Raw genomic sequence first — 12,815 nt, 5'->3', positions numbered from 1 at the left:
GTTCTTTTTAAATTAAGTCAAAACCAATATCTTCTCTGAAATATTTCCCGTCGAAATAAATTCTGCCAGCATCAGCTGTTGCAGATTGTAAGGCAGTAAACAAATCTTTTTGCAAACTGGTAATCGCAATTACCCTTCCTCCATTTGTTTTCACGACATCATTTTCTAACAATGTTCCGGCATGGAATGCGTTAGAATGACGTAGGTTTTCAATTCCGGTAATGGCTTTACCCTTCAGGTAATCGCCTGGGTAACCACCTGCCACAATCATTACAGTAGCAGCTGTTTGCTCAGAAATAACCAAACTCACCTGGTTTAATTGTTTGTTGGCAGTAGCTAAAAACAACTCTACCAAGTCGTTTTCAACTCTAGGGATCACACTCTCTGTTTCAGGATCGCCCATACGCGCATTGTACTCGATTACAAATGGCTCTTCCCCTACTTTTATCAGTCCGAAGAAGATGAAACCTGTATAATCGATATTATCTTTCTTTAAACCCTCAACTGTTGGCTTAATAATCCGTTCTTCTACTTTAGCCAAAAATTCTGGTGTGGCAAAAGGAACTGGCGAAACGGAGCCCATACCACCAGTATTTAAACCGGTATCGCCTTGACCAATCCGTTTATAATCTTTAGCTGAAGGCAGTGTGATATAATTTTCGCCATCGGTTAAAATAAATACCGAAAGTTCTATCCCGCTTAAAAATTCTTCGATTACTACTGTTGCCCCGGCTGCACCAAATTTACCGCCAAGCATCAGTTTTAATTCTTCCTGAGCCTCGATGGTTTCGGTACAGATTAACACACCTTTACCTGCTGCCAAACCGTCGGCCTTTAAAACAACTGGCAATGCATGGTTTTGCAAATAAGCCAAGCCATCTTCTAAAGTTTCGGGGGTGAAAGATTTTGAGGCAGCAGTTGGAATACCATGGCGCTCCATAAACTGTTTAGAAAAATCTTTACTCCCTTCTAAAATAGCTCCTTCTTTTTTAGGTCCGATAACTGGAATGTGCGCAATGGCTTTGTCGGCAAGGAAAAAATCGTGAATACCATTTACCAAAGGTTCTTCCGGACCTACTACAACGAGTTCGATGTTTTCGGTAAGCACTACTTTTTTAATGGCATCAAAATCGTTTACATTGATATTGATGTTTGTACCATAAGCTCCTGTACCACCGTTACCTGGAGCAATAATTAGTTTATCGCAGTGCGAAGACTGGCTCATTTTCCAAGCGAATGTGCTTTCTCTGCCGCCTGAACCTAAAAGTAAGATATTCATATCGGCAAAGATAATATTTTAGTAACAAGTAGCGAGTATCAAGTAATAAGACTTGTCATCAAATACTAGCTTCCTTTAGCGCTTCGTGTCATTTGCTCGAGCATATCCCACATTTCGTTCGGGATTGCTTCCAGACCATTCATCTGGCCTGCTCCCTGCAGCCATTCGCCGCCATCAATGGTAATTACTTCGCCATTAATGTATCCAGAGAAATCGCTCACCAGAAATGCAGCTAAATTGGCGAGTTCCTGATGATCGCCAACTCTTTTCAACGGTACACGGTTTTTGAAATCGAATTTTTTGGCTAAATCGCCGGGCAATAAACGCTCCCATGCGCCTTTGGTTGGGAACGGACCTGGGGCAATCGCATTGGTACGAATACCGTATTTACCCCACTCAACGGCCAAAGACCTTGTAAGTGCTAAAACGCCACCTTTTGCACAGGCAGAAGGCACAACATAGGCTGAGCCTGTAAAAGCGTAAGTGGTAATTATATTTAAAACTGTTGCCGCTTGTTTTTCCTTAATCCAGTGTTTACCAAAGGTAAGTGTACAGTTAACCGTTCCTTTTAAAACGATATCGATAATGGATGAAAATGCATTGGCTGATAACCGTTCGGTTGGAGAGATGAAATTACCCGCAGCATTGTTCAATAGTACATCAACTGAACCAAATTTTTCTAAAGTTTTGGCCAATACGTTTTCTACCTGTGCTACTTCTCTTACATCACAGGCAACTGCCAATACTTTGCCACCTGTTTTTTCTTCCATTTCATCGGCAGTTTTTTGCAGTACATCCTGTTTTCTGCTTGTGATTACGAGGTTGGCTCCTAATTTCAAGAAATATACGCCCATTGCTTTCCCTAACCCCGTTCCACCACCTGTAATTACAATGGTTTTTCCTTTTAAAGCGTCTTCTCTGAGCATTGGTGCATTATAACTGAACATAGTATATTGGTTAATTGGTTAAAGCTAACTTGCTGGGAATGGTTAAGTGGTAATTGTTGAAACTGGTTAACCGTGCTGTAGTAATCGCTCAGTTGTTTGAACCGAGTAATCGACTCCAAACGCCCTGCTCCAAACTCCAAACTTACTTTCTCTGCAGATTAGCTAAAATTGTTTTTAAAATATGGCGTGTTGCCGGCGACCACCATTGTGCTAACATTTTTTCTAAAGTAGCCGACTGATCTGCAGTTACGGCAGCAATTAATTCCTCGCGTATATTTAACTTGCTTTGCGACCAGGTATTACTTTCGAGCTCCATATATTTCTTAATCTTACGTTCGGCAGCAGTTAACAAACTTTCATTTTTCACCAATTCATCAACCAAACCGACTTTTAAAGCTTCTTCGGGGCTGTAAAGTTTACCTGAAAGCAAACTACGACTGGCTTCAGCCTTACCTAACCAAAACGCATACAATTGAAAAATACTATTTGGCACAATAATACCTACTGGTACCTCATTAAGTCCAATAATATATTGTCCTTCTGCCATTACCCGATAATCGCAGGCCAATGCCATTACGCATCCGCCGGCTGGGCTATGGCCACTGATTGCCGCTACCATCGGTTTTTTAAATGAGACCATACTGGCTGTAAAACCCAAAAACAACTGCCAGAAAGATTTAGCCTCTTCTTCGTTATAGTTATAAAGTTCTACCAAATCCAATCCAGCAGAAAAGAAAGGTGCTGTACCGGTTAAAATTACACCGCCAATGTTATCATCGGCGATAATATTTTTAAGCATATCGTCAAGCTCGGTAATCAACTCGCGGTTTAAGGCATTCGATTTTCCTCTATCTAAGGTAATGGTTGCCAGGCGGTCTTTAACACTTACTTTTATTGTATTCATATTTTAAATAGCATCAAGATTTAAGAATCTAGTATCAAGATAATATACCGCAGCATAAACTATGCATGCATACTAATTCAAATTTATCTATTTTTCTCTATTTAACATCATAAGTGTAAACTTTTCTTGCTAAATGCCCTACTGTATCTATTCCTTCTACTACTACGCGATAGGTTCCAGGCTCATCTGCATTATAAAATTCGAATTGTGCTTTTCCATCTTTATCTGAAACAACCTGTGGATTCCAATAAATAGTTGTTCTGAAATCGGTCCTGCTGCTTGAGCTTGCCGCATCATATTTTGGTGAATAAAACTCTCTTGAAATCGTAAATCCTTTTGGATTAAAGGTTACAATTCCTGGTGCATAACGATCGGTACTTCTTCCCCCATCACCACGTTTAGTTGTAATGATAATTACACCTCCGCCACCTTGTGAACCATAAATTGCAGTATTTCCGATACTTTTTAACAGCTCGATGGATTCTACATCGCTAGGTGTAACGTTATCCAGAAAATCGGCCTCCATTTGTATGCCATCAACAATAATACGAATTGGTGTGTCTTGACTGCGCATCAAGTATGGCACATTCCCCCTAAATATCACTCCTGGTAAACGGCCTTGCAAACATTGCGATAAGGTAACGCAGGTAGATAATTGATCAGCGGTCATTATGAAATCGGCTCTTCCCGCACCATTTAGGTTGGATGAATTCTTCGCCGGGTTTTTCTTTTCAGTAATCGTTACTTCTTCGAGTTTAATGGTCCGCTCCAGCAGGCCTAAACGGGTCATCTCATTAAAATAGTTATCACTTTCTTTAATATACTTCATTAAAGTATTATTCACATTGATATCGATATCGGCTCCATTTTTGTTCTTGGTTACAATCTGCCCGGGAACGATATCAAGATTAATATCCACAAACTTCCTTTCTGTTTTAGTTCTGGCCTGAACAACAAATTTTGTACTATCGCCAAAACTTAAATTATCGAAAACAAACTTTCCTTCGGCATTGGTTTCCGTATCCAAAATGTACATCGTTCCTTTTGTAGCCATTAGCATTACCTTACCACCAGGTACAGGTTTATTGCCTTTCGTTACCGTTCCGCTAATGGTAATAGACTGCTCGGGTTTATAGGTAATATTCGGACCAACACCATTGATAATATTTTTCCAAAGAAATCTTCTCCAGCCCTGGGTAAGCATTAAGTTATCGAGTTCCTTTTGTGTTTGAAGATCATCCTTTAAAAAATAATGGTTGGGTTTCTCCACATAGCCACTCAAATCAGAGGTAAGTAACAACGAGGTGAGGATATTAGACTCGTTATTTTCATCAGGTGTTACTTTTGCCGTATTGGTTACAGCAACCGAAAAACTACCTAAAACGGGCTTGCTGTCATTAGCAGCATCGAAAGTAAAGGCTGCTTTTCCTCTTTTTGAACCAGAAACTCCTGATGCATTAATCGATATGTCAATTAATTCGGCCTTGTTATTAATAAAAACCAACCGCTCTGCCAAAGGTTGATTGCTGCTTGAAAATAAAGTAAACTGTACAATACCAGTTGGCAGGTTCTTTTTTGGAATATTGGCCACTAGTACCTGTTTATCCATTTTAGCTTTCGAGCCATAATATACATTGCCACCATGCTGCGCCACAACTTTTAGTTCATCGCCATTCACAAGATCTGCACTGGCCATAATTTTAACCACCACTTTACCTGTATCTAAAGCATTTACAGAAAGTGCATAACCACTTTTAACGGCCACAGGTAATTTAAACGTTTTTTCTGATCCATCCTTAAATTTAACCTTTGCCGAATATGACTTACCTGCCTGATTATTAAACACAAAGCTACCCATACCTAAATAATTGGTGGCAAAACTGGTTACTTCATTTCCCCCTTCGTCTACTATACCCCCTTCTACATCTTCACCGCGACCATCGGCATTGACAGCTTTAATGGCAACTTTTTGGGGCAATTCTTCAACAAGTGTTCCCCCCTCTGGCATAAACTGTACATCAACATTGTTAGAGGTGGAAGTGATCGGGATAGATTTGATTACTTTTTGTTTATTATCCAGCGCGATGGTCGCAATAATTTTCCCTGATTTATTTTGGAAAGATTGATTGTTTGTGAAGCTAATTACCGCATCACCTGTTAAACTTGTTTTAACTTTACCCTTTGTAACGGTACGGTAATCTAACTGAACTTCATAACTTACTTCATTTTCACTGTAAGCCACGCCATTTTTATCTTCAAAATGAACTGTTGCCGTTACTTTATCTGCATTGTTCTCTTTGGTAAAACTGTAAGAAGTTTTTGTAAAAACTTTGTTAGCCCAGCTATTTCCGATCTTAATTGTCTTATCGTAAAAGAATTCGGTGCCAAAATTCCTCATGTAATTGGTATAGGCCCTAATTCTATAATTGCCCTCACCAAGTGAATCTGTTAACTTAAAATCGCCCCAGGTAATTCCTCCCATAATGGGTAACTTAACTAGTTTTTTTAGCGAATCCTTTTCATTTATCAGCTCTACATACAGGATCTTACTAATGCCCGAAGGGGCCGAAGTCTTGGTATTTACAACATAGGCTTTGAACCAAATATCATCGCCAATGGCATAATAAGGCTTATCTAAGTGAAGGTGAACTTTTTCTTGTGGATTTTTACTGGTGTAATCTTCGAGTTTTTGCAAGAGCTGACTAAATGGATCATCATCCATTTTAAATGCGGCAAAAACAATAAGTAGAGATAGAAAACTGATTGCGAGAGTAATTTTGAGTTTCATGTGGTTAGGTAACAAATAAATACGTGTCAAGGTACAAAACCTAAGGCATATTTTTATGAAGATACCATGAAATTTAGTTTCAATCTAAATTTTTAGTTCACAACTACAGAAACACTTTAATTTATCAATATGGCTTTGAAAATGAAGGATTCAGTGTGCCAACCCTATCGGTCCGTTGTTCATAAACCCAACAACAACCATAGCACAAGGCTTTCATTTCCAAGAACGAAAATATTCCTTTAGCTATTGATTTGGAAATGAGGGGCTCTGATCACTTGGCCTCACCAGCCCGCTTTTGTTTCTGCCGATGAAAAATCGGCATTCACGACAATCGGGTTTAGAAACAATGTTCAGCAGCCCGAAAAACAGTTCCTTGTTAATAAACCCGACAACAGCGGCGGCTCCCGATTCCTTCTATCGGGACCACAGCGAATGGCGGGGCTAAAGCAGCCATAGCACACCCCCTTTCATTTCCAAAAAAGAAAAAGATACCAGTTTTCAATTGGCTGTTGGCAGTTAAACAATCTCTAAAACTTATTCTTCCACATCATACTTTCTACCGGTCTGGTGGTTTTGTTGTTGTATTTAGCATTACCTTTTGAATTGTACATCGTTTCTATTTTACCTTCAACAACAAAATAAATCAATTGGCCAATAGGCATTCCGGCATAAATTTTCACAGGTTGTGCTACTGATATTTCTAATGTCCAGGTATTACAAAAACCAACATCACCTTTACCTGCTGTTGCATGGATATCGATACCTAAGCGGCCGGTACTGCTTTTACCTTCTAAAAAAGGCACATGTCCGTGTGTTTCGGTATATTCTAAAGTAACACCAAGATATAGGGTACCGGGATGAAGGACATAACCATCTTTAGGGATTTCGAAATGTTCGATTTCATTGTGCGCTTTCGCATCGAGCACACGGCTTTTATAAGTAGCCAGGTATTTCCCTAAGTGCACATCATACGAGTTGGTTCCTAAACATTCGCGTTTAAAAGGCTCAATGATGATTGTTCCCTTCTCAATTTCTTCTAATATCCTGCTATCAGATAATATCATTTTTATACGTATTTTTGGCCTAAATTATCATTTATTTAAGATAATTTTGCATGTAATCTCCAATTTAATCAATGCCAATAATTTACAATAAAAATATTGATCAGCATTCTGTTTTAGCAATTTGGAAAATTGAAGAAACGGAGGAAGAATTGTTGGCCGGACTGCAGCTTAAGCAGCATGAACATGACATTATTTCGTCATTAAACAGCGGCAAGCGGTTACTGCACTGGTTAAGCACAAGATTACTATTGAGAACAATGCTTAATACAACCGAGTATATCGACTGTCAGTTTGATGAACATGGCAAGCCCTATCTGGTTAATTTCGACTATCATATTTCATTAAGCCATTCTTATGATTATGCTGCCGTAATGATTAGCAAAGATCATGCTGTAGGTGTCGATATCGAACTGATTAAGCACAAGATAAAAAGCATTAAACACAAGTTTTTAAGCGATGTAGAACTTGCCCAGAAACAGATTGGCGATAATACAGATGGCTTATATGTTGCGTGGTGCGCTAAAGAAGCTATTTATAAGTGGCATGGCAAAAAGGGTTTAGAATTTAAACAGCATATCCATATTAAACCTTTTAAGCTAAAAAACGAAGGCTCACTAAATGCATTGGTAGAACTGCCAACAGGTACGCGAGAGCTGACCGTTAATTACTTTAAAACCAAAGACAGCTACATGTTAGGCTATGTAGCCAGCAATTCTTAAAATAAATGGAGATGAACGAGACAGCGGAAAAAGCAATTGCAACAGATTTAAAGCCAACTATTTTTACAGACTGGGGCTTAACAGACTATCAGGAAGCTTGGGACAAACAGGAAAATCTGTTAAATAAAACGGTGGCCATTAAGACAGAAAACCGTGTAAACAATACCAATAAGCCTACCCCAAACCATCTTGTATTTTGCGAGCACCCACATGTTTACACCTTAGGTAAAAGTGGGCATCCCGAAAATTTATTATTGGATGAGCAGGGATTAAAAGATAAACAGGCAACCTACTATAAAATAAACCGGGGCGGCGATATTACTTATCATGGTCCGGGGCAGCTAGTGGGCTACCCTATCCTTGATCTTGATAATTTCTTTACCGACATACATTTATATTTACGCACGCTGGAAGAAGCCGTTATCCTTACCTTAAAAGATTATGGGATAGAAGCTGGCCGTTATCCCGGTTTTACGGGGGTGTGGTTAGATGCCGATAACGAAAAGGCTCGTAAAATATGTGCCATGGGTGTTCGTTGCAGCCGTTGGGTTACCATGCACGGTTTTGCCTTTAATGTAAATGTAGATTTAGATTACTTTAAAAATATTGTGCCCTGCGGCATCGATGATAAGGCTGTAACTTCTTTAGCAAAGGAGCTGGGTTATCATCTTGATATGGAAGAGGTAAAAGGAAAATTAAAGAATCATATTGCCGAGCTCTTTAAAATGCAGCTGATTTAATTGGTTGAATAAAACTAAACCGAACGCTAATTCGTAGATTAAGCTATGAAGATTTTATTAAGCGCCATTTTATTTTCTTTCTTAACTTCGGGCTGCACTAAACAACAGCCTATGCCTATTGAACCCGTTATCGACCGAACAAAAGCTTCTTCAAATGGAGAAGGTAATTTTACATATCTGGCACTTGGCGATTCTTATACCATTGGCGAATCGGTTAAACCGGCAGAATCTTTTCCTTATCAGCTTCAAAGTTTATTAAAAGCTCAAGGCAGCAGTGTAACAAATCCAAAAATTGTTGCGGTTACCGGTTGGACTACCGATGAACTTCAGGCAGGTATAAAAAAGGAGAATTTAACAGGCACATATAGTTTTGTTACGCTCTTAATTGGTGTAAACAATCAATATCGGGGTTATCCGATAAATACGTACAAAAAGGAATTCACAGAATTGTTACAAACGGCAATCGCTTTTGCCGGAGGCAACAAGAATAAGGTTTTTGTAGTTTCTATTCCAGATTGGAGCGCTACGCCCTTTGGCAAAAACTCGGGGCGAAACCCACAAACGACTGCCAATGAAATCGATAGCTTTAACGCTGCAAACCAAGAAATCACGCTTTCAACTGGCGTAAACTATACCAACATTACCCCGGCATCTCGAAATGCAGCAACTGATTTATCGCTAGTGGCGAGCGACGGGTTGCACCCTAGTGCTAAAATGTACACCGAATGGGCAACCGCTTTATTACCAAAAGTGGCAAATGTATTGAAATAATTAAACGTTTGTTTATGCTGTTTTTAAATTAAAAAATATATTTTAGTTTAACTATTTAAATTAATACACTTAAAAATTGATACTATGGAAGATCAAAAACCTCAAGAACAAGCACCCTTCGGTCAGCAACCGTTTGGACAAACACCATTCGGAAATCAAGGCCCAGCGCCAAAGAACTGGCTTGTAGAATCAATTCTGGTTACATTATTCTGCTGCCTGCCTTTTGGAATAGCTGGTATTGTAAATGCGGCTAATGTTAATAGTAAATATGCCATGGGCGACTATGCAGGGGCTCAGGCAGCATCTCAAGCCGCCGGCAAATGGACAAAAATTGGATTCTTTATTGGAATTGGAGTTTATGTCTTATATATATTATTTTTTGTGGTGCTCGGTTTTGGCGGTGCCATGATGAGTAATTACAGATAGATGAAATTAACGTACATCTTAGGAATCATTATAGGGTTAGCACTTGTGATAATTTACTATAAATTTAATCCTGAGATGTACAATTTCTTTCCGGAATGCCCTTTTCACAAATATTTACACCTCGACTGCCCTGGTTGTGGTTCACAAAGGGCAATACATGCCCTGCTTCACCTCGATATTAAAAAAGCTGCAGGATATAATCTACTCCTTGTACTCAGCTTACCACTACTCATTACCCAGCTGGCTTTCAAAATTTATTCTTTTTCAACAAAGAAGAAGCTGGTGATGCGCTTTTGGTATAACCCAAATACACCTAAAGTAATTTTTGCTATCGTAATGATATTCTGGATCGCCAGAAATTTGCCCTACACACCGTTCAACTATCTCGCTGCTTAACTAGACCATTGTAGCAGTAAGGTGGTTATAATCTTTTAGCACCGCCTCTAGAAACTGCAGTTCATTCATCCCCGCCGGAATGGCTACGAAAATATGTTCTTTGGTTTTAGACGCCATGGCATAAATTAAATTGGCATTCCCTGTTTGGTAATAGCCGGTTAACACTTCATGAATTAGTTCTATATCTCTATCGTTTAAATGCAGAACTTCCTTAAACTGCGGTTCATATTCTTCAGGTAAATTAAAACTGAAAGCCACGTTAGAAAATTCGGTTCTTGGTTTAGTTTTAATCAATGTCGTTTTTGCTAATATATCACCCAATCTTTGATGGTTTTTGGTTACTGCTACAGAAACCAGTGCTACAACGCCCCATCCAAAAGGAAAACCAAAATCAATCATCCTAAATAACCACCTAAAAATATACTGTCCAAGTGTTGGTTGTGTACCATCAATACTAATTACCTTTATCTTTAACACCTTCTTCCCCAAAGTCTGGCCATCCATAGTGATTTCGCAAACCAGATCGTAGAAAGCAAAAATTGCAAGGAAAATAAAGAAAACAACTATTGCAGCACTTCCCGACATCGCCATCTGTGCAGCTCCCATTACCACTAAAGTAATTATAGCGAGAATTAGAAATCCAGCCAGATCAATACACCTTGCAGCTATACGCTCTCCAAGGCCAGCAATTTCGTAATCAATATCAATATTTTGAGCAGTGCTAATTCTGATGCTATCCATATTCAAACATAATTTTTTTTTAAGGATAATAGCTGTAGGCCGATCTTTATTTTTTAAACTAAAGTTTTCTTATATTTTCATACTTAGATTGTTCATCTATGTATATTTGTTAAGCCTGGTTAATTGATTTGAATATAATGCCGGTTTCATTTCCATAAAAAATTAGCTATTTTAACCCGAGATTTGGTAAAGCCTTTAAATGAGAGAAGCATTATTTGTTAAACAGAATTCGAAGAAGTGGCAACATTATGATTCCATGCAACAGGCAAATCCTGATGAAGTGGCCAATCAGTTTATCGAAATCACTAACGATTTGGCTTACTCAAAAACGTTTTATCCAAATTCGAAAACAACCGCTTATCTCAATGGCTTAGCCTCTAAATTACATCAATCCGTTTACAAAAACAAAAAGGAAAAATCGAACCGGTTTATCCATTTCTGGAAAACAGAACTCCCCTTAATATTTCTACAACACAGAAAACAGGTATTTTATGCATTGGCATTTTTCTTGGTTTCTTGTGCCATTGGTGCTTTATCGGCAAAATACGATGATACTTTTGTGCGATTGATTATGGGTGATGGTTATGTAAACATGACAAACGAAAACATTGCCAAGGGTGATCCTTTTGGGGTTTACAAACAAAGTAATGAGTTTATGATGTTTATGCAAATTGGGGTTAATAATATTTATGTTGCGCTATATACCTTTGTTTTGGGGATTATATTTTCATTTGGCTCTATTGTTTCATTATTCAGAAATGGCGTGATGCTGGGCTCATTCCAATATTTCTTTTTTAGTAAAGGATTAGGCTTTCAATCGGTTCTGGTTATCTGGATTCACGGCACATTAGAAATATCGGCAATTGTTTTGGCAGGCGCGGCTGGTTTAATTTTGGGCAATAGCCTTTTATTCCCCAAAACGTATACCCGTATGGCTTCAGTTTTAAAAGGGGCCAAAGATGGATTAAAAATTGTAATTGGCCTGATACCGGTTTTTATAGTTGCAGCATTTTTTGAGAGTTTTGTTACCCGACATACTGAGATGCCGCTATGGTTAAGTATGTTCATTTTATTATCTTCTGCGGCTTTCATTATTTGGTATGTATTTATATACCCCATAAAAATCTACAATAAACAAGCAACACTAAATTAACATGCCAGGGAAAATTGAATTTAAGAAAAGAAGAGATTTCGGACAGGTGATTAACGACACCTTTACCTTCATGCGTCAAAATCTTAAGCCCCTCATTAAAATATATTTCACATTTTGTGGCCTATTTTTACTGGCTAGTATGTTAACCATGTTATTGCAACAATACAAAATGGTTAATGTAATAAATACGGGCATTGGGAACAGATATGGCAAAAGCTCGGGACTCGGGGCTATTTACGGTATTGAATACTTTTTATCACTATTATTTAGCATGACAAGTTACGTCAGTATGAGTGTTGCCATACTTTCTTATGTCGCTGTATATGTGCAGAAAGGGAACCAAATACCAACCACCGATGAAGTATGGGGATATTTTAAGTATTACTTCTTCAGGATTTTTGGCAGTTCTATCCTATTGATTATCCTGTTATGTATAGCCTTTATGTTTTGCCTTGTACCTGGCTTCTGGCTATTCCCCTATGTGGCCATGATGTTCCCCATTATGGTAATCGAAAATGGTTCTTTAGGTTACTCTTTTAGCAGAAGCTTCAAAATTATAAAAGATAATTTCTGGATTACTTTCGGCACGCTTGCCGTTGTTTGGATTATTGTTTCTGCCTGTATGAGCATGATTGTTTTACCTACAAGTTTATTTAATATGATTGGTATGTTTACGCATAAAACCCCACACATGTCTTTAACACTAACCATGATTACAACAGTTTTGCAGTCATTATGCCAGGTGTTTACCATCATCCCCATCATTACCATTTCATTGGCCTATTTCAGTTTAGTTGAACAAAAAGAAAGCCCCGGCCTAATGGAACGGATTTCTAATTTTGGCAATACCGAAAAACCTATAGATACCAGACCTGAAGAATATTAAA

The 12,815-nt window shown here is 38.4% G+C and carries 13 protein-coding genes; 7 read left to right on the top strand and 6 right to left on the bottom strand.

Annotated elements, in window-relative coordinates; translation table 11 throughout:
* Positions 1–7: 7 nt before the first annotated feature.
* The 5 genes from purD to dcd all read right to left on the bottom strand — a co-directional run bounded on the left by purD (position 8) and on the right by dcd (position 6,982).
* Positions 8–1,279 (bottom strand): phosphoribosylamine--glycine ligase, encoded by a 1,272-nt coding sequence (gene purD / locus J7E57_RS00285; protein ID WP_215129489.1) that lies wholly within the window; start codon positions 1,277–1,279, stop codon positions 8–10.
* A 65-nt stretch (positions 1,280–1,344) separates the two neighbouring features.
* The gene (locus J7E57_RS00280) at positions 1,345–2,226 is read right to left on the bottom strand and encodes an SDR family oxidoreductase (RefSeq protein WP_215129487.1); all 882 of its coding nucleotides are present in this window, start codon (positions 2,224–2,226) and stop codon (positions 1,345–1,347) included.
* Positions 2,227–2,368: 142 nt separating this feature from the next.
* The gene (locus tag J7E57_RS00275) at positions 2,369–3,130 is read right to left on the bottom strand and encodes an enoyl-CoA hydratase/isomerase family protein (RefSeq protein ID WP_215129485.1); all 762 of its coding nucleotides are present in this window, start codon (positions 3,128–3,130) and stop codon (positions 2,369–2,371) included.
* A gap of 97 nt (positions 3,131–3,227) precedes the next feature.
* On the bottom strand, positions 3,228–5,918 hold the full coding sequence (locus tag J7E57_RS00270) for a carboxypeptidase-like regulatory domain-containing protein (protein WP_251029741.1): 2,691 nt from the start codon (positions 5,916–5,918) through the stop codon (positions 3,228–3,230).
* 527 nt (positions 5,919–6,445) lie between these two features.
* Positions 6,446–6,982, bottom strand: a complete 537-nt coding sequence (dcd, locus tag J7E57_RS00265; protein WP_215129483.1) for a dCTP deaminase — start codon at positions 6,980–6,982, stop codon at positions 6,446–6,448.
* A gap of 71 nt (positions 6,983–7,053) precedes the next feature.
* Between dcd and J7E57_RS00260 the strand changes: the two genes are divergently transcribed.
* From J7E57_RS00260 to J7E57_RS00240, 5 genes are all read left to right on the top strand, one after another.
* Positions 7,054–7,701 (top strand): 4'-phosphopantetheinyl transferase family protein, encoded by a 648-nt coding sequence (locus J7E57_RS00260; RefSeq protein WP_108197253.1) that lies wholly within the window; start codon positions 7,054–7,056, stop codon positions 7,699–7,701.
* A gap of 11 nt (positions 7,702–7,712) precedes the next feature.
* Positions 7,713–8,441 (top strand): lipoyl(octanoyl) transferase LipB, encoded by a 729-nt coding sequence (gene lipB, locus J7E57_RS00255; RefSeq protein ID WP_215129481.1) that lies wholly within the window; start codon positions 7,713–7,715, stop codon positions 8,439–8,441.
* A gap of 45 nt (positions 8,442–8,486) precedes the next feature.
* Complete coding sequence (locus J7E57_RS00250) at positions 8,487–9,212, top strand: SGNH/GDSL hydrolase family protein (protein WP_215129479.1); 726 nt, start codon at positions 8,487–8,489, stop codon at positions 9,210–9,212.
* Positions 9,213–9,296: 84 nt separating this feature from the next.
* Positions 9,297–9,638 carry a CD225/dispanin family protein gene (locus tag J7E57_RS00245; protein ID WP_083488603.1) on the top strand — a complete coding sequence of 114 codons (342 nt, stop codon included), beginning with the start codon at positions 9,297–9,299 and terminating at the stop codon, positions 9,636–9,638.
* 75 nt (positions 9,639–9,713) lie between these two features.
* The gene (locus J7E57_RS00240) at positions 9,714–10,034 is read left to right on the top strand and encodes a DUF2752 domain-containing protein (protein ID WP_215164895.1); all 321 of its coding nucleotides are present in this window, start codon (positions 9,714–9,716) and stop codon (positions 10,032–10,034) included.
* On the opposite strand, the gene J7E57_RS00235 is transcribed toward J7E57_RS00240, so the two are convergent.
* Complete coding sequence (locus J7E57_RS00235) at positions 10,035–10,775, bottom strand: RDD family protein (protein WP_215129475.1); 741 nt, start codon at positions 10,773–10,775, stop codon at positions 10,035–10,037.
* Positions 10,776–10,974: 199 nt separating this feature from the next.
* Here J7E57_RS00235 and J7E57_RS00230 point away from each other — a divergent pair, with 199 nt between their 5' ends.
* Together J7E57_RS00230 and J7E57_RS00225 are read left to right on the top strand one after the other, a co-directional pair.
* A complete protein-coding gene (locus J7E57_RS00230; RefSeq protein ID WP_215129473.1) occupies positions 10,975–11,928 on the top strand; it encodes a stage II sporulation protein M in 954 nt (317 codons plus the stop codon).
* Between the two features lies 1 nt (position 11,929).
* Positions 11,930–12,814: a hypothetical protein gene (locus J7E57_RS00225; RefSeq protein WP_215129462.1), complete on the top strand. Its 885-nt coding sequence runs from the start codon at positions 11,930–11,932 to the stop codon at positions 12,812–12,814.
* Position 12,815: the final 1 nt, after the last annotated feature.

The organism is Pedobacter sp. ISL-64, from assembly GCF_018613605.1.
Classification (GTDB): Bacteria; Bacteroidota; Bacteroidia; order Sphingobacteriales; family Sphingobacteriaceae; genus Pedobacter.
This window is presented reverse-complemented; position numbering and strand designations above follow the sequence as displayed.

Coding starts and splice junctions, on each gene's coding strand:
- J7E57_RS00235 (WP_215129475.1), bottom strand. CDS start 10,775: ATGGATAGCATCAGAATTAGCACTGCTCAAAATATTGATATTGATTAC.
- J7E57_RS00225 (WP_215129462.1), top strand. CDS start 11,930: ATGCCAGGGAAAATTGAATTTAAGAAAAGAAGAGATTTCGGACAGGTG.
- purD (WP_215129489.1), bottom strand. CDS start 1,279: ATGAATATCTTACTTTTAGGTTCAGGCGGCAGAGAAAGCACATTCGCT.
- J7E57_RS00245 (WP_083488603.1), top strand. CDS start 9,297: ATGGAAGATCAAAAACCTCAAGAACAAGCACCCTTCGGTCAGCAACCG.
- J7E57_RS00275 (WP_215129485.1), bottom strand. CDS start 3,130: ATGAATACAATAAAAGTAAGTGTTAAAGACCGCCTGGCAACCATTACC.
- J7E57_RS00240 (WP_215164895.1), top strand. CDS start 9,714: ATGTACAATTTCTTTCCGGAATGCCCTTTTCACAAATATTTACACCTC.
- J7E57_RS00270 (WP_251029741.1), bottom strand. CDS start 5,918: ATGAAACTCAAAATTACTCTCGCAATCAGTTTTCTATCTCTACTTATT.
- J7E57_RS00230 (WP_215129473.1), top strand. CDS start 10,975: ATGAGAGAAGCATTATTTGTTAAACAGAATTCGAAGAAGTGGCAACAT.
- dcd (WP_215129483.1), bottom strand. CDS start 6,982: ATGATATTATCTGATAGCAGGATATTAGAAGAAATTGAGAAGGGAACA.
- J7E57_RS00250 (WP_215129479.1), top strand. CDS start 8,487: ATGAAGATTTTATTAAGCGCCATTTTATTTTCTTTCTTAACTTCGGGC.
- J7E57_RS00280 (WP_215129487.1), bottom strand. CDS start 2,226: ATGTTCAGTTATAATGCACCAATGCTCAGAGAAGACGCTTTAAAAGGA.
- lipB (WP_215129481.1), top strand. CDS start 7,713: ATGAACGAGACAGCGGAAAAAGCAATTGCAACAGATTTAAAGCCAACT.
- J7E57_RS00260 (WP_108197253.1), top strand. CDS start 7,054: ATGCCAATAATTTACAATAAAAATATTGATCAGCATTCTGTTTTAGCA.